A 16,402-nucleotide genomic window follows, 5' to 3' on the forward strand; every position below is an offset into this window, starting at 1 on the left:
GAGGTGCGGCGCGCCGACTGGGTCAGTGGGCCGTCGTCTTGCTGGAGCCGGCTGGATGCTCGGCGTCGGGCTCTGACGGTTCGGCGTCAGGTTTGACGGCGACCGCGGACGCGTCCGCGCGGCGGCGCTGGAAGCGCTGTTGGCTCTGGTCGAGGATGACCGCGACGATGATGACGGCCCCCTTGATGAGCATCTGCCAGAACGTGGAGATGCCGAGGATGACGAGGCCGTCGGCGAGGAAGCCGATGACGAACGCCCCGACGAGGGTGCCGCGTACGGTGCCTCGGCCGCCGGACAGCGCGGCCCCGCCGATGACGACCGCGGCGATGGCGTTGAGTTCGAAGGTCTCGCCTGCCTGCGGTGCGGCGGAGGTGAGTTCGGAGGCGATGATGAGGCCGGACACCGCGGCGCAGGCGCCGGAGATCACATAGACGATGAGTTTGACGCGCTTGACGGGAACACCGCTGAGCTCGGTGGCGCGCTCGTTGCCGCCGGTGGCGTAGAGCCAGCGGCCGAAGGGGGTCGAGCGCAGCAGTACGGCGACGACCGCTGCCAGCACAATCATGATCCAGATTGCGACGGGGAGTCCCAGCGGGCGGCCCTGGCCCAGCCAGTCGAATCCGGTGTTGTGGGTGCTGGGGTTGCCTGCAAGATCCGGGTAGGTGGCACCGTCAGAGATCAGCAGGGCGGTGGCCCGGGCCACGTAGAGCATGCCGAGGGTGGCGATGAAGGGCGCCACGTTCAGACGGGTGATCAGGATGCCGTTGACGGTGCCGACCAGCGCGCCGACCGCAACGCACAGAACGATGACGGCCCAGACCTGTGGGTAGGCCACAACGTCAAGCAGGCTCAGGTGCAGCCCTTGGAGGAGTTCTCCGGCGATCACCCCGGACAGGCCGACGGTTGATCCGACGGACAGGTCGATGCCGCCCTTGAGGATGACCAGCAGCATGCCGAGCGCGAGGATCGCGTTGATGGCGACGTGCTTGGTCATCGTGATGACGTTGTCGACGGTGAGGAAGGAGTCGGACAACAGGCTGAAGATGACGATCAGGACCCCGAGGGCGATGAAAGCGCGGAGTTCGAAGATCGAGTCGACGGTCTTGAGGCGCCGGGCCCGCGCCGCAGCTGCACGGCGCTGTTGGAGCACCACTTCGTGGTCCTTGGTCAGGGTGTCACTCATCATGTGCCTTCTCGGTGGTGTCGGCGCCGTCGGCCAGGCTCATCAGGCGGTCCCGGGTGATCTCACCGGATTTGAGGTCGGCGACCAGCCGTCCACGGACCAGGACCAGGAGGCGATCGGGTATGTGCAGTGCCTCTTCGGCCTCGGATGTGGTGAAGAGCACGGCGAGGCCGCGCTCGGCCTGCTGGGCCATCAGCTTGAACACATCGGCTTTTGCGCCGACGTCCACGCCCCGGGACGGCTCGTCGAGGAGCAGGACTCGGGGGCCGGTCATCAGTGCCTTTCCGATGACGACCTTCTGCTGGTTGCCGCCGCTGAGGGACCCGATGGGCGCGCGGGGACCGGCGGTCTTGACCGTAACGTCAGCGATCATCGAGGTGACGGCATTGTCCTCGGCACGGCGATTGAGCAGCAGCTTGCGGACGAATCGGGTGACCGAGGCCAGTGACAGGTTCTGGCCGACGGACATGGTCTGGACGAGGCCGTCGCGCTGGCGGTCCTCGGGGACGAGGGCCAATCCGGCGCGGATGCGCTCGCGGACGCTCGCAGGGAGAGGGGCGCCGTGCAGGCGGACCTCCCCGGAGGCGGCGGGGAGCCGCCCGGCCAGGCATTCCAGGAGTTCGGTACGGCCGCTGCCCATGAGGCCGTAGATGCCTACGGTCTCACCGGCGTGAACGGTGAAGGTCAGGGTGTTCACTGCCAGCCGTCCGGGGACGGCGGGGTCGGCGACGGAGAGTTCGGTGAGCTGCAGGGCGGCGGGCCCCAGGGCGGGATTGCGTTCGGGGAAGAGGTCGTCCTGGTTGCGGCCGACCATCTTGCGCACGATCCACCCCAGGTCGACATCGTCGGCCCGTGCGGTGGCCACCATCGTGCCGTCGCGCAGGACAGCGACGTCATCAGCGATGGAGAGAGCTTCCTCCAGGTGGTGCGAGATGTACACGATCGCTACGCCCTCGGCCTTGAGCTCGCGGATCACGTGGAAGAGGATCTCCACCTCCGGAGCGCTGAGCGCGGAGGTTGGCTCATCCATGATCAGGACGCGCGCGTTCTGGAGCAGAGCGCGGGCGATTTCCACCAGCTGCTGTTGCCCCAGCCGCAGTTCGCCTACCAAAGTCTCCGGGCTCAGTTGCTTGTCGAGCCTGCCCAGCACCCCCTGTGCCCGTTCGCGCTGGGCGCTTCGGTGGATCAGGGTGCCGCCGTGGCGGGTGTGTTCACGGCCGAGAAAGAGGTTGTCCTGGATGCTCAGGTTGGGGCACAGGCTGAGCTCTTGATGAATGATGGAGATGCCCTGGTCGGAAGCCTCGCGGGTACTTGCGAACTCCACTGCTGTGCCATCGAGTTCGATGTGTCCGGTACTGGGCGACTCGACGGCGCTGAGGATCTTCATCAGGGTCGACTTGCCGGCGCCGTTCTCGCCGAACAGCACGGTGGTGCGGCCCGCCGCGATGTCCAGGGAGACGCCTTTGAGTGCCTGGGTGCCGCCGTACACCTTGGTGATCTCTGCAGCGCGCAGGACGGGTGGGGCCGGTGCCCGGGTCTCGGCGGTCATGATGCCGCCTCGATGGAGACGGGGGTGATGGTCAGCACGTCGGCGGTCAGCGGCGTCACGGCTCCGATAACTGTGATCTTCTTGCCGCGAACCGCCGCTGCGTCGAAGGACTTCAGAACCTTCGCTTTCATCCGGGTATTCAGCGCGGTTGCAGCATCGGCGTACTCGACCTGGTTGGTGAACTGGCCGAAGCTCACCAGGCCGGACGCATCTCGCAGCGAGGTGCCGTTGATGGCCGGGCCGATCTGCACGGACAGGCGCGCCTTGTCCAGGCCGGGCACCGTCACCTGCAGCAGACCGCTCTTCGCGGCACCCGCGGTTCCGGTGAGCGTCACGGCGTAGGTGTAGGGGCCAGTGCCCGCGCGGTGCCCGTACTGTTTGCCGGCTGCTTCCGGGTCTTTGTCGATGGCCCGGTGGAGCTTGACGACGTCGACGGCGTTCTTCTTGATCGCCGGCACGATCTTCGGCTCGAACGTTGTGGCCGCGTAGTTCGCGGGGTCGAATTTTGGTTTGCTGCCGGCCCTGGGCTCGCTGTCGGAGCGGTAGGTCGTCGTGGCTGCGATGGCAATGAACAGGAGCAAGAGTGCGATGAGGGAACCGCGGCCCAAGGTGAGCAGGCCAGGGCGAACCACCGTGCTCCTTTCCGCCTGCGTCAGGTCTGTCGTCGTCATGGTGTCCTTCGCTTTCCACGTGTCCCGAGGTGGCGAGCGGCTGTGAGGCGCTGATGCCAGTGCCCCACCGCACTGCGGCGCTCTGCGTCGTTCCAGGTAGGCATGAATGTCTGCAGGCCGCCGTCAGCGCGCTCTTCCAGGTACGCGGCCGTCCACAGGCCGAGCCCGAGTCCTGCCAGGTGCGCGGCGCCGACGGCGGACAGTTCGTGATATCGGGTGCGCGCCACGGTGACACCATTGACGTCGGCCTGAAGTTGCATCAGTGCGTCGCTTCGGCTCAGACCGCCGTCGGCGACGACCTGCCGCAGACCGGGCAGGGCTGCCAGGGCGTCGCCGACCTGGAAGGCGACCGATTCCAAGCAGGCGCGGGCGAGTTGGGCTGGCCCGGTTCCCAGGCTGAATCCGGCCAGGAGGGGGACGGCTTGGGCGTCCCACCAGGGTGCCCCGATGCCACCGAAGGCCGGCACCAGTGTCACGTCGCCTGCGTCGGTGTCGGCCGCGAGCCGGATGAGTTGTTCTGCCTCAGTACCGAGCAGATCCGCCAGCCAGGTCAAGGTGCGCCCGGTGGAGCGGATGTTGGCCTCATGCGCATAGCAGGGCCGACCGGTGGACCAGGCGATGGTGCTGCACACGCCGTCGGCTTGTTCGGGCGAGTCGGCGATCGTCATGACGGAGGAGCCGGTGCCGTAGGTGGCTTTCACCGTGCCCGGCCGCCAGCCGGCGTGGGCGAACAGGGCGGCGTGCGAGTCACCCATGACGGCCAGCACCGGGGTGCCGTCGGTCAGTGGAGCGAGCCCTCGCAGCGCCCCGAAAGGGCCGGTGGAGGGGACGATCCGGCTCAACGCGGCCCGGGGGATGTTGAACCAGCCGAGCAGGTCGTCGTCCCAGTCGCCGGTGGCGAGACTGAGCAGCTGGGTCCGTGAGGCGTTGCCGATCTCCGTGACCGGCTCTCCGGTGAGCGCGTGCAGCAGATAGGCGTCCACAGTGCCCAGGCGGAGCGTACCGGCCGCGCTGCGTGCACGGGCGGGGTCATGGCTGTCGAGCAGGGCCGCCATCTTCAGAGCGGAGAACATCGGATCGAGCGGGAGACCCGTCCGGCGACGGATCTCCTCGCTGACGCCCGCGGCGGTGAGGCGGGCCGCACGTTCCCCTCCCCGCTGGTCCTGCCAACTGACCAGCGGGGCGACTGGCTTGGCGGTCGCGGAGTCCCACAGGACGACCGACTCACGCTGGGTGCTCAGGGCGATCCCAGCCACGCTGCGCGGGTCGACGTCCCGCATGCAGTCGGCAACGGCGGTGCGCACACTGTCCAGGAGCGCTGTCGCGTCCTGTTCCACCAGACCGGGACCTGGGTGGGACTGCGGCAGGGCCGCTTGGCCGCGGGAGACGATATCGCCCGCGGCGTCCAGGAGCACGGCCTTGGTGGAGCTGGTGCCTTGGTCAATGGCGAGAACGTGCGGCTTCATCACGCCCGTCCCAGAACCTCACGGGCGGTGCCGGCGATACCGTCGGCGGTCAGACCGAAGTGGTCGAGCAAGAACGCCGCGCTGCCGGTCGGGGCGAAGGCGGGCACGCCCAGCATGCGTACCGCGACCGGGTGGCTTTCTGCCACGACCTTGGCCACGGCCGCCCCCAGGCCGCCGGAGAGCAGCCCCTCTTCCGCGGTGACGATGGCCCCGGTCTCACGCGCGGCAGCCACCACAGCGTCCACGTCGAGCGGCTCCACGAAGGTCATGTTGAGGACGCGAGCGGAGATGCCGTCCTTGCCGAGAAGGTCTGCTGCCTCCAGGGCGCGCGAGACCATCGTGCCCACCGCGATCAGGGTGATATCCGTGCCCTGGGTGAGGCGCACGGCTCGGCCGGCTTCGAAAGGCGCGTCGTCGGGGGTTATTGCCGGCACCTTGAACCGGGGGACGCGGATGTAGGTCGGCCGGCCCGATGCGGCCGCCCAGCGCACAGCGCCGCGGGTCTGCGCCGGGTCCGCGGGCACGATGATCTCCAGGCCCGGGATGGCGCGCATCCAGGAAAGGTCCTCGATGGAATGGTGTGTGGGGCCCAGCTCGCCGTAGGCCATACCGGGGCTCTGGCCGCACAGGACCACGTGCCGGTGGGTGTAGGCGATATCGGCCTTGATCTGCTCCAGGGCGCGGCCGGTGAGGAAGGGCGCGGCAGCGGACGCGAACGGGATGAACCCGGCGTTGGCGAGCCCGGCTGAGACGCCTACCAGGTCTTGTTCGGCGATGCCCACGTTGACCAGGCGGGTGGGGAACTCCTCGCGAAACTTGACGAGGTTGCTGGAGCCCACCGAGTCGTTGCACACGGCCACGATCCGCTCGTCGGTGCGCGCCAGCGCGGCGAGCTCGTCGGCGAAGTCGACCCTGCAGTCGAACGTGGGGGCGGGGGCAGGGGCGGCCACGGTGCTCATCGGTTCAGCTCCTCGAGCGCGAGACGTACCTGGTCGTCGGTGGGCACCTTGTGATGCCATTCGACGCGGTCTTCCATGAACGACACACCCTTGCCCTTGGTGGTGTTGGCGATCACGGCGACGGGGCGCCCTGTGGTGGAGGGCGCGTACGCCTCCTTGATCGCCTGGTGGTCGTGGCCGTCGATGACGCGGACTTCCCACCCGAAGCTCGCCCACTTCGCGTCCAGCGGCTCGAGGGACTTGGTGTCCTCGGTGCGGGCGCCTTGCTGCAGCCGGTTTCGGTCCACCACGGCGGTCAGGTTGGCCAGTCCGTAGTGGGCGGCGGTCATCGCGGCTTCCCAGTTGCTGCCTTCCTGGAGTTCGCCGTCACCGAGCACCACGATCGTCCGCCAGGTCTCACCGCGCATCGTCGCGCCGAGCGCGCAGCCGGTGGCGACGGGGAAGCCGTGGCCGAGCGGGCCGGTGTTGGTCTCCACGCCGGGAACCTTCAGTCGGGCGGGGTGGCCGTTGAGCGGCGACAGCGGGCCCATGAACTCGTTCAGCCGGGTTCGGGGGAAGAATCCGCAGGAGGCCAGCGTGGAGTACAGAGCTGCGGCGCAGTGCCCCTTGCTGAGAACGAATCGGTCGCGTCGAGGGTTGCCTGGTTCGGTGGGGTGCATATGCAGCGTGCCCCACATGGCGGTCACCAGCAGATCGGTGACGGAGAGGTCACCGCCCACATGTCCCATCCCGGCGGCCTGGATGGTGGTGAGGATGTCGCGCCGTACGGATGTCGAGATCTCGGCGAGTTCGGCCGCCGCCTCGGCAGGTGCCGCGGTGCGCAGTCGTGCGCTGCGCTGGTGGTAGGCGCGGGCAGCGCTCTCGTCGGCCTGCAGTGGCGCCGCGCTGTCCAGGGTCGCGGTCACGCGGACTCACTCTCTGCGAGAGCGCGAAAGAGCGCCCGCTTCGCCAGGCGCTGCGCCTTGAGGGCGTCCTGCGCCGCTTGCGCTGCGGCAAGTTCCTCTCGATCGAGGTAGGCCAGGGCCTGATGGAAGGCGCGCATGGTGCGGATGCCGGTGCGGGCGGCCTCGACCGGGTCCTCACGGAAGGGAAACTGGTCGAGCTGCCAGACCCCCTGCCAGCCGGCGTCGTGCAGGGCGAAGAAGAACTCGAAGGTCTCCAGCAGGTGGACGGAGCCGACGACCATGTCGTCGTCCCAGCCGCGAAAGTTGTCGTTGACGTCGATCGCGAACAGCTTGTCGCGGGCGATCGCCAGCCGGGCGGCTTCGGCCGGTGTTTCACCGCCGTACAGGGAGTGTCCGAAGTCCAGCAGGACTCCTACGTTGTCCACCCCCATGTCCTGGATCGCGAGCAGGGTGCGGGCGACGGAGGAGAAGACCATCCGGTTCCGCGGCTCGCGCGGCTTGTACTCGATCGCGAACTTCAGGTCGGGGTGGCCCTGCGCGAGCTCACGGAGCGCGTCGACCGACTTCGACCAAAGGTCGCTGTAGTCGGCCTGGAAGGGGTAGTCGTAGCCGTCCTGTCCGGGCCAGATCTTGATGTAGTCCACGCCCAGTTCACGGCCGACCTCGGCCGAGGCGGCGACCAGATCGATGGCCTGGCGGCGAACGGCGGGATCGGGGTTGGTGAAGCCGCCCTTGGCGAACTTGCCGGTATAGAACTCCGGCGTCACGGCGATGGCCCTGAGGTTCTGCTCGGCCAGGGCCGCTCGTACCTCGGTGGTGCTGATGTCGCCCGGCGGGAAGGGCCAGTTCAGGTCGAGAACAGACAGGTCACCGACCGCGCCGGCCAGCTTGATCGCGTCCAGGATGGTGCGCGGTTCGCCGTACCCGTCCGTGGCATATCGGTCGACGTAGGTCGCGAAGTGCCAGACGCCGGCGCCATAGACCGGCTCGTCCCGGACCGACTCCTGAATTTCTATGCGTTGTTGAGTCGACATGCGGGACAAGTTACGAACGCGAGTCCAGCGCGTCAACCCCTCTACCGCAAGGAGGACCACAGAGTTTCCGCCGGCCCTCCCTGCCACCCGCAGGCCTCTTGAGCGACTTGCGTCCGACCCGTTGACAGGGTCGCGCGCCCCTCCCAGAATTCTGGCCTGTCAACTCAAGCATGAATAGACATGCGTAACGCGTCGTCCGACAACCACTCACGCCCGACCGAGTCGGAGGAGGCAACAGGGCGCAATCCAACGGAATGCCCCAGCGAGCGGCCCACCCCGGCCAACGCCGCGAACTGCGGTGCGCCATGGGCCGTGCGCGCCCGGAGCACGCACATCAAGTAAGAGCAGACAGCGCCAGGCCAAGGCGGCACCACGCGGTAAGCGTCGTGTCTGCGACAGCCACGCCACCGGCCAGGCGCCGCTGGATGCGTCCCCGCAATCAGCTCGAATCCAGGAAGACACGGGCGCTGCGGCGAGTTGGCTGCCACACACATCTCAACACCGCCAAACTCACCCTTGCCGCCCACAGACAGCCACCGAGTCGATCACCGGCCTCAAAAAACGCGAACGACGACGCCTCAACAACAGCGTCCGTTACGCCTCGCCAGGGGCGACCCCCTCTGCGCCACCGCCCCAGGCAACGCGGCGCCGGCGACCCGCCATCGGCACCTCACCCAGCAGACACGCCGGCAGGCGCCGCACGACATCCGCCGAGAGGTCCTGCACCTCCCGCCGGAATCCACCGGACCCGCGTCGCCCGCACCTCCAACAAGGGAGACACATGTACGCACATGCCTCAAGCCCTCGCCGACGTCGGAGGCTTGCCATCGCGACCTTGGTCGCCCTCACCGCGGCCGTCCTGCCGGCCGCAGCGCAGGCAGCACCCAACGTCTCCACCAGCACGCTCTCCACGACAACGGGATCGGGCCATCAGCAAAAGCCTCGCGTCATCCTGACGACAGATGGCGAGGTCGACGACATGGACTCGTTCATCCGCTACCTCTACTACGCCAACGAATTCGACACCGCCGGCATCGTCCTGACCAGCTCCCGCTTCCACTGGGCAGGCGACGGCGACACGGTGAAGCCGTACCGCTGGACCGGAACGAAGTGGGTCAACGACTACCTCGACCGCTACGCCAAGATCTACCCCAACCTCCGCAAGCACGCGGCCGGCTACCCCTCCCCCGACCACCTGCGTTCGCTGTACAAGATCGGCAACATCGCGAACGTCAGCGATACGGCCGACCCCACCGCAGGATCCGATCTGATCAAGAAGGCCATCCTCGACAACAAGCCTGGGCCGCTGTACGTGCAGGCCTGGGGCGGGCTCAATACCGTCGCCCGAGCGCTCAAGTCGATCGAGGCAGAGTACTCGGGCACCAAGAAGTGGGACGCCATCCAGCGCAAGGTCAACAGCAAGCTGGTGCTCTACAACATCCTCGAGCAAGACGCCACGCTGAAGGACTACATCAAGCCCAGCTGGCCGGGTGTGAAGGTCATCGACAACCAGTCCCAGTTCTGGAGCTTCGCCTACGCCTGGAAGCCGACCGTCCCACAGCCCTTCCAGTACGCCCTTCGCTCCTCCTATATGGAGGACAACTTCCTCAACGGCCACGGCCCGCTGCTGAAGCAGTACCGCACCTACCGAGACGGCAACCCGACTCCCGGGGACGATGAGAACCTGCGCTGGCGGCCGGAGGCCAGCGAGGAGAACCAAAACGCCGGCTACGACGTCCACGACTTCATCTCCGAAGGGGACTCCCCCGCGTTCCTTCACCTGCTGGACTTCAACGGGCTGCGGTCGTCGGAAGACCCGACGTTCGGCGGCTGGGGCGGTCGCTTCACACCGAACGCCTCAGGCTGGGGGGACACCTCTGACGCCAACCCCTACACGGGAAACCAGACGGACCGCAGCTACCCCCAGACCCGCTGGGTCGAGGACATCCAGAACGACTTCGCGGCTCGGGCCGACTGGGGTCGCGCCTCCTCCTATGCCGATGCGAATCACGCCCCCAAGGCTTCGGTGAAGCAGGACACGAACCTCAAGGCCAAGCCGGGGTCCAAGGTCGCCCTGCGGGGCATCGCCAGTGACCCCGACGGGGACCGTGTGTCGTACAAGTGGTGGCAGTACACCGACGCGGACACCTATCCCGGCGAGGTGTCCCTGAACCACACCGACCGGCCCAACGTGGCCTTCACCGTGCCCGCGGATGCGACGCCGGGGTCCACCATCCATCTCGTCCTCGAGGTGAAGGACGACGGCAGTCCTGCTCTCAAGCACTACCAACGCGTCGTCGTAACCGTTACCGGCTAGATGTATTGACCCGGAGCGTTGTTTACGCGGCTGATGGGTGGCCGGCCGCCGAGTGCGGTGTGGCATCGGCGGTGGTTGTAGGTGCGGAGGAAGTCTGTCAGGGCGGCGGTGCGCTCGTCGTTGCTGGTGTAGGGCCGTAAGTAGGCCCACTCGTCGAGCAGGGTGTGGGGTAGGGCCGGCCGAGCGGCGAGGTCCCTGCTGGGCAGGGCCTTTTCCGCTCGGCCTCCCTCCGAACCGGACGGGCCCGATTTCCGAGCATCCGGCTCTTGGCCGCAGACCCGCTGGGCCGACAGCGACGGGGGTGTTCCTCCATCACTGAAGGCCGGGGCGCCACAGCGCCCCCGGCCCGTCTTCACCCGGCCAGGACGCCGTGCAGTTGGCGTGCCTCCTTCACCAGGCGGGACTTCGGCGGCCGGGACGCCACCTCCGCCAGGCCGGGGATCACCCCGCACGCCCCGGTTCGGGCGGCGAGGTCAGTTGCCAGCGCCAGCAGGTCGCTCAGGCCATGGATGCTCGCCCCGGACGGCAGCAGCTGCGACAGGAACCCCGACAGCACTGGCCACACCGTCCTTGCCCCTACCGCCGCCGAGGCGTCGCTCAGCCCGGAGGCGAGGCGGGAGCCCACCGGCGCCGTCATTTCCCCGAGGGCCGTGGCCAGGAGCGCCGGGTCCAACTCCCCGCGGGCGACCATGATGGCCAGCGCGTCCACGGCGGCCGCACGGTGCTCGCGACGGTCATCGTTCAGCCCTGCGGCCAGTGCGCGGTGCGTCGCCTCGCCCTTGAGGCCGGGCAGCGCCGCAAGCCGCTCCAGGTGCCGGCAGTCCATACGCGCGCCGTTGCGGCGCGCGTTGTACCAGGCCCAGTCGGCCTGGACGTCCGGGTCGCACGGGAGGTCCTCCGGGCGGCAGGGGAACACCGAGCGGGCATAAACGGGGCTGAGCCCCTCGGTGGGTTCGGGCCCGGCCAGCAGGATGGCGAACGGTTCGGGGTAGGCGGCCGGGTCCGCGTCTCGTCCGCTCGTTCGGAGTCGGTCTGCGAGGCGGCGCCCTGCGGGCGAAGTAAGCGCCTCAGCGGCCGCGCGCACGTCCGGATCGTCCTCTGGCACGGCCCGTAGCAGCGCCTGCGCCAGGTCCACCGGCCCGGGCTCAACCTCCAGTCGTTCGTACTCGGCGATCCGTGCGACGAGTACGGCCGCCTCCAGTGTGCCGTCGTCGTGTGTGGCGGTGGCCAGTGGGAACGGCGTCGTGACACCCCTTTGGAGCCGATCGACCAGTTCCCGGCCCCGGATCTCGACCATGGTCTCGTACATCGACCCGCTACTCGGACACCGCACCCCGCACACGGCCGCCGCCACCCCGAGGAGGTTCCACGGTTCGTGTCCGGCCTGAGAGAACCAATCGAGGTGATCGGCGATCCCCGCCCGCAGCGCGGCAGCGAACCCGTCACCGTCCTGGTGGGCGTGGCGGATCAGGCGGTCCAGCAGGGCGTCCTCGAACGGGCCGTCGTCTTGGTGGCGGCGCCACCAGACGTTGAGGGCCGCGGCGACGTCCTCCGGGGTGTCGTCCTCTGGGCCGTCCAGCCGCGCTGCCTTGGGCGGCGGGGGCGGGGGCATGTCGGGTTCGCGCTCCGGACTGGAGGCCGGCGCGGGCGCCTGGGCACTCTGCGGAGAATGACGGGTGATCAGCCGCTCGACCTGCTCCCTCAGCGCCGCGTCCGGCAGCACGTCCCTGGCCTCCGCCAGTACCGCGACCGCGGCGCCCGCGGTCGCGGGCTCCTGTCGGACAACCCGGTCCAGCCAGGCCAGTTGGGCCCGAACCAGTTTCTTCTCCGGGCGGAGCAGCGCATCACGCGACACGTCGATGACCCGGGCAGGCGTCAGCACCTCGCGCAGTACCTGCTGTGCGTGGGCGGCGACGGTGGACGGGCCGTCCAGCAGCAGGCGGACGTAGTCGTCCTCGTACTTCGCGCACTCCTGTGCCGAGGGTGCGAGCTTCTCCAGCGTCCACAGCCGGAACCGGACGTCCGCGGCCGCTCCGGTACCGCGGACCAGTGAAGCGAGCACCGTGTCATGGAGGCGGCCGGCGTCGAGGGTGCCATCGGTGGTCAGCGCCGCGAGCGCGGCAGGCCAGGATTGCTGCGGGTCGTCGCGGGAGTACGGGATCCGATTCGCGAAGCGCGACACCCCGTCGATTTCGAACAGGCGGTGGAGGAGAGGCTGCAGGAACGGGTTGTCCGCGAGTACGACGGCGAGCGGGCGCTCGTCGCCGGCGGTCTCCCAGACCCAGTTGAGGACGAACGCGTCGGTGGTCGGGACGGGGCAGCCGGACCGCCGGATCAGCTCGACGACCAGATCGTAGTAGGGCAGTCCGCCGTCGAAGCGGCTGTCGGCGATACGGCGGACGAGTTCGGCTTGGAAATCGGTGTCGCGGGTGTCGGGCCCGTCAGCGAACATACAGGCGACCAGAGCCTCGTCGGGCCGCCAGCCCGGTATCCGGGTGACCCGGGTCTTGCCCTTGAGCAGCCACTCGGCGACGGCCGGGGCGCTGGCGAGGCACCCCGCGCCGGCGAGCTGGACCGCGATGCGACGCGGGTCGTCGTAGGTCTCCCAGGTGACCCTGCTGAGCGACGCGCGGGCGGCCTTCAGCTCGGGAACGGCGGCGCGGCGCTCGTCCACGGTCATGGCAGCCAGGGCAGCGGGGACAGCGTGGTAGTCGCCGTTGTCGATGAGCTTGAACAGCGGGCGGTCGGACATGTGGGGCGGCACTCCTTTGTGCGGCGGTGCGGTCGGTGCGCGGCGCGGATCGAGGCGATGCGGTGCGGTGCGGTGCGCTCAGGGCGCGCCGCGCGGGTGTGTCCGGTGGTCAGCGGCCCCGGGCGGCTCCGGTGTTGCCAGGGGTGGTTGCCCCGGTCCCGGAGATGCGCACGGCGAGGGCGTGGCTGCAGGGCCCGCGGCGGCCTTGGTGTTCGGCCCACCACTGGCACGTACACGCTGACACCCCACGGGTGGTTCCCGCCTCACTCCGGACCCGGTGCGTGCGCCCGTCGGCCGTCGTGACCTCCGCCAGACCAGAGCCCAGGCTGCGCACGCCACCCGCGGCGACGATCGCGCGTGCGACCCGCAGCCGCGGGTTGTGATCCTCGGCCCGGCCCGGGACGAACGGCAGTTCGCGGTGGAAGTACGCGGCCGCGGCGGGGTCGTAGCCCACACGGCCGTCCACCCCGAGCCGGGTGAGTGCGGCACGGGTGCGTTCGACCGTCAGCCCCGCTTCGGCGGCCAGCTCGGCGGTGTCGATGCGGGAGTCCCAGGCGAGCAGGACGGACAGCAGCTCGGCATCGGCCTCGACGTCCGCCCCGGCGAGATCGTCCAACACCGCTCCCTCCCCGGAGAATCCCCGGCCCGTCTCGGGCGACAGGGTGAGCGTCAGTCGGAGGCCTGCCGGGAGGGATATCTCCCACGCCGCGGCCTGCATGGCGCTGCGGGTGGTGACCGGCGGCCCGTACAGGCGCAGGCCGCGCGCGTGGCGCAGCACGCGGCGCAGGGCGGTGAGGCGCTGCGGCCCGGGCAGGCACACGGCCCCCGGCACCGGCCGGGACGTGGTGCGCGCTCGCCCGTTGTTGGCGACGACCCACTCGGCGCCGCGCGAGGCGTTGCCGGAACCGGCCCGAGGGAGGGTGCGCAGGAAGCGGAGCGCCTCGGCGGCGGGCAGCTCGGCGCGGAGGTCGAACTGGGAGGTGATGACCGGTGTCTCGGCGAAGCCGCGTATCCAGCGGTCGGGCAGCGGAACCTTCTTCTCAACAATCCGGTCATCGCCCGTCCGGACCGCGAGTTCGTCGGGCCCGACGGTGAGGCCGAGCGGCTCACGGCCAGTCAGCCGCCCGAGGGCGTCCCGCAGCGGGAGGTTGACGTCGACGTTCGTGGTGCCGCGGCCCACCTCGCCGCCGTCCAGCCCGGCCGGGGGCACGTCCAGCCGGGCGTGCACGCCGCAGCAGCCGGAAAACGACTCGAACCGCAGCCAGCCGCCCCCGGCCGTCACCACGGGGTCGAGGCTCGCGGCCCCGCGCAGCCGGGGATCGTAGTACCGGGCAGCCGCCACATCGGCGACGGCGAGCAGCGCCGCCGCAGACGCCTCGGGTTCGGTGAGGACCCCGTCGAAGAAGTGCGGGTTCGCGGCAACCCCGGCCGGGGTACGTCCCCCGCTTGTCTGCAAGGCAAGGGCATGCACGGCGGCATCGAAGGCCGACGGGGCACGGTAGATGTACGTCGTAGTGACGGCAGGCATGTGACGGAACATTAAACCCGGGGTCTGACACTCCCATCGCTCACGGCACCCGCCTCATACTCGGACCGCCATCCGCCCCATCGGCGGCCTCCTCGCTCATCAGTCCCCGTGGCCGGCAAGTAGCCGCGCACCCTGGGCACGAACCCCGCCACCCGAACGCTCCCGCCCACCCTGCCCGGCCCCGGGCGGCGGTGGGTGACGAACACCGGCCCGCGCGTGCGGCCCTTGAGCAGCCGGGGCAGCAGCCGGGCAGTGCCGGCGTCCCAGCACACGGGCTCCAGCACGAAGTCCTCGCGCGCCTGGCCCCGGCGCCGGGCCTTGATCCGCGCGCCCTTCGCCTTGACCAGGCAACGGCGCCCGGCGAAGTCCAGGTCCTCGATGTTGACGCCCAGGATCTCCTCCGCCCGCCCGGCTGTCTCATACAGCATCCGCCACAGCGTCTTCTCCCGCAGGTGCACCTCGCGCCGCGCGACCAGCCGGTCGATCGCCATCTTCGAACGGGCCGGAGTCTCGGAGTCCGGCACCGCCGGCCGCTTCGCCCAGGCCGGCACCATCGGCCCCTCGTAACCGCGTTCACGGCACCAGCCGAGCCAGGACAGCACCCCCGCCCGGCGGGAGTTCCACGTGTTCACCGCCGCACTGCCCCACAGCAGTTCCAGGGCCTCGCCGATCTCGTCGTCCGTCGCCGACGCCGGCGCCACGTCCTTGAACGCCGGTCCGGCCGGCCCAAGGCGACCCGATACAGTGCGCGAGACGGCAGCCCGGTCAGGGAGGGGAAGCGTGACCGACACCAGCAACACCCGGCCCGCCGAAAGTGAAGCGCAAGCGCCGCGGCACAGCCGACTGCGCCGCCTGATGCGCTACATCCCCCTGATCGCCCCCGTCCTGCTCTGGGCCGTGCCCTGCTGGGTGCTCCTGCACAGCGGCCAGCACTGGCCGCTCCCCGTCACGCTGGCCGGCACCGCCCTGTTCACCCTCGGCCTCATCGGTATGCCGCTCGCGATGGTGCGCGGCCACGGCCGCCGCCAGCAGGACCGGGCGGCGATCACCGGCGACACCCTGCTGGGCACCAGCTGGATTCTGTTCACCTGGTCCGTTCTGCTCGGCGTCCTCTTGCGGCTCGCCCTGACCGTGGTCGGCGTCGGCGAGAGCCAGGACCGGGCCCGAATCGTCACCTGGGCCGTCCTCGGCATAACCGCCGTACTGCTCGGCTGGGGGTACGCCGAGGCCCGCCGCGTGCCACGCGTGCGCCGACTCGACGTCCAACTCCCGCGACTGGGAGCCGGGTTGGACGGCATCCGCGTCGTCCTCATCACCGACACCCACTACGGCCCGCTCGATCGCACCCGCTGGTCGGCGCGGGTATGCGAGACGGTGAACACTCTGGAAGCCGACCTGGTCTGCCACACCGGCGACATCGCGGACGGCACGGCCGAACGCCGCCGCGCCCAGGCCGCCCCACTCGGTACCGTGCGGGCCACCCGGGCCCGTGTATACGTCACCGGCAACCACGAGTACTACAGCGAGGCCCAGGGCTGGGTCGACCTGATGGACGAGCTGGGCTGGGAGCCGCTGCGCAACCGCCATCTGCTGCTCGAACGCGGAGGCGACACCCTCGTGGTCGCCGGCGTGGATGACGTCACCGCCGAGTCCTCCGGCCTGGCAGGCCACCGCGCCCACCTCGCCGGAGCCTTGAACGGCGCCGACCCCGACCTACCCGTCCTGCTCCTGGCGCACCAGCCCAAGTTCATCGACCGGGCAGCAGCCGCCGGCATCGACCTCCAACTCTCCGGCCACACCCACGGCGGCCAGATCTGGCCCTTCCACCACCTCGTCCGCATCGACCAGCCCGCCCTCGCCGGCCTCAGCCACCACGGCCCCCGCACCCTCCTCTACACCAGCCGCGGCACCGGCTTCTGGGGCCCACCGTTCCGCGTCTTCGCCCCCAGCGAGATCACCCTGCTCGTGCTCCGCTCCCCGCACCTGCCCACCTCGACATAGCACTCGACGGGCCGACACATCCACTTGGAACAGTCCA

Annotated in this window: 11 protein-coding genes and 2 pseudogenes; 2 read left to right on the forward strand and 11 right to left on the reverse strand. The window is 69.7% G+C overall.

The annotated features are described in order from the left end of the window. Positions 1–22: 22 nt before the first annotated feature. The 7 genes from ACWDSL_RS13805 to ACWDSL_RS13835 are packed head-to-tail and all read right to left on the reverse strand — an operon-like array spanning position 23 to position 7,767. Entirely contained in the window at positions 23–1,183 is a 1,161-nt protein-coding gene (locus ACWDSL_RS13805; RefSeq protein ID WP_450484956.1) for an ABC transporter permease, read from the reverse strand. Then, on the reverse strand, positions 1,176–2,732 hold the full coding sequence (locus ACWDSL_RS13810) for a sugar ABC transporter ATP-binding protein (protein ID WP_450484958.1): 1,557 nt from the start codon (positions 2,730–2,732) through the stop codon (positions 1,176–1,178). Before ACWDSL_RS13810 ends, ACWDSL_RS13805 begins: the two co-directional genes overlap by 8 nt. Beyond that, positions 2,729–3,403, reverse strand: a complete 675-nt coding sequence (locus ACWDSL_RS13815; protein WP_450484960.1) for a DUF2291 family protein — start codon at positions 3,401–3,403, stop codon at positions 2,729–2,731. Before ACWDSL_RS13815 ends, ACWDSL_RS13810 begins: the two co-directional genes overlap by 4 nt. Beyond that, a complete protein-coding gene (locus ACWDSL_RS13820; RefSeq protein ID WP_450484961.1) occupies positions 3,400–4,869 on the reverse strand; it encodes an FGGY family carbohydrate kinase in 1,470 nt (489 codons plus the stop codon). The genes ACWDSL_RS13815 and ACWDSL_RS13820 overlap by 4 nt, the downstream gene beginning before the upstream one ends. Then, positions 4,869–5,828: a transketolase family protein gene (locus ACWDSL_RS13825; protein WP_450484963.1), complete on the reverse strand. Its 960-nt coding sequence runs from the start codon at positions 5,826–5,828 to the stop codon at positions 4,869–4,871. Before ACWDSL_RS13825 ends, ACWDSL_RS13820 begins: the two co-directional genes overlap by 1 nt. Continuing rightward, positions 5,825–6,733 (reverse strand): transketolase, encoded by a 909-nt coding sequence (locus ACWDSL_RS13830; protein WP_450484965.1) that lies wholly within the window; start codon positions 6,731–6,733, stop codon positions 5,825–5,827. The genes ACWDSL_RS13825 and ACWDSL_RS13830 overlap by 4 nt, the downstream gene beginning before the upstream one ends. Beyond that, complete coding sequence (locus ACWDSL_RS13835) at positions 6,730–7,767, reverse strand: sugar phosphate isomerase/epimerase family protein (protein WP_450484967.1); 1,038 nt, start codon at positions 7,765–7,767, stop codon at positions 6,730–6,732. Before ACWDSL_RS13835 ends, ACWDSL_RS13830 begins: the two co-directional genes overlap by 4 nt. Positions 7,768–8,602: 835 nt before the next feature. Here ACWDSL_RS13835 and ACWDSL_RS13840 point away from each other — a divergent pair. Beyond that, positions 8,603–10,084: a nucleoside hydrolase-like domain-containing protein gene (locus tag ACWDSL_RS13840; RefSeq protein WP_450484969.1), complete on the forward strand. Its 1,482-nt coding sequence runs from the start codon at positions 8,603–8,605 to the stop codon at positions 10,082–10,084. Here the strand turns inward: ACWDSL_RS13840 and ACWDSL_RS13845 are convergent. The 4 genes and pseudogenes from ACWDSL_RS13845 to ACWDSL_RS13860 form a co-directional block, all read right to left on the reverse strand. Then, a pseudogene (locus tag ACWDSL_RS13845) lies at positions 10,081–10,257 on the reverse strand (integrase core domain-containing protein); the annotation flags it as partial. The gene ACWDSL_RS13840 and the pseudogene ACWDSL_RS13845 sit on opposite strands and share 4 nt — an antisense overlap. Positions 10,258–10,436: 179 nt before the next feature. Beyond that, positions 10,437–12,836, reverse strand: a complete 2,400-nt coding sequence (locus ACWDSL_RS13850) for a hypothetical protein (RefSeq protein WP_450484971.1) — start codon at positions 12,834–12,836, stop codon at positions 10,437–10,439. Between the two features lie 109 nt (positions 12,837–12,945). Beyond that, complete coding sequence (locus tag ACWDSL_RS13855) at positions 12,946–14,364, reverse strand: SWIM zinc finger family protein (RefSeq protein ID WP_450484973.1); 1,419 nt, start codon at positions 14,362–14,364, stop codon at positions 12,946–12,948. A gap of 167 nt (positions 14,365–14,531) precedes the next feature. After that, a pseudogene (locus tag ACWDSL_RS13860) lies at positions 14,532–15,158 on the reverse strand (site-specific integrase); the annotation flags it as partial. Between ACWDSL_RS13860 and ACWDSL_RS13865 the strand changes: the two are divergent. Next, positions 15,145–16,365, forward strand: coding sequence for a metallophosphoesterase (locus ACWDSL_RS13865; RefSeq protein WP_450484975.1), 1,221 nt, complete (start codon positions 15,145–15,147; stop codon positions 16,363–16,365). The pseudogene ACWDSL_RS13860 and the gene ACWDSL_RS13865 overlap by 14 nt on opposite strands. The last annotated feature ends 37 nt before the right edge of the window (positions 16,366–16,402 follow it).

The sequence above is a fragment of the Streptomyces sp. NPDC000941 genome, assembly GCF_053599555.1.

Coding starts and splice junctions, on each gene's coding strand:
- ACWDSL_RS13805 (WP_450484956.1), bottom strand. CDS start 1,183: ATGAGTGACACCCTGACCAAGGACCACGAAGTGGTGCTCCAACAGCGC.
- ACWDSL_RS13810 (WP_450484958.1), bottom strand. CDS start 2,732: ATGACCGCCGAGACCCGGGCACCGGCCCCACCCGTCCTGCGCGCTGCA.
- ACWDSL_RS13815 (WP_450484960.1), bottom strand. CDS start 3,403: ATGACGACGACAGACCTGACGCAGGCGGAAAGGAGCACGGTGGTTCGC.
- ACWDSL_RS13820 (WP_450484961.1), bottom strand. CDS start 4,869: ATGAAGCCGCACGTTCTCGCCATTGACCAAGGCACCAGCTCCACCAAG.
- ACWDSL_RS13825 (WP_450484963.1), bottom strand. CDS start 5,828: ATGAGCACCGTGGCCGCCCCTGCCCCCGCCCCCACGTTCGACTGCAGG.
- ACWDSL_RS13835 (WP_450484967.1), bottom strand. CDS start 7,767: ATGTCGACTCAACAACGCATAGAAATTCAGGAGTCGGTCCGGGACGAG.
- ACWDSL_RS13850 (WP_450484971.1), bottom strand. CDS start 12,836: ATGTCCGACCGCCCGCTGTTCAAGCTCATCGACAACGGCGACTACCAC.
- ACWDSL_RS13855 (WP_450484973.1), bottom strand. CDS start 14,364: ATGCCTGCCGTCACTACGACGTACATCTACCGTGCCCCGTCGGCCTTC.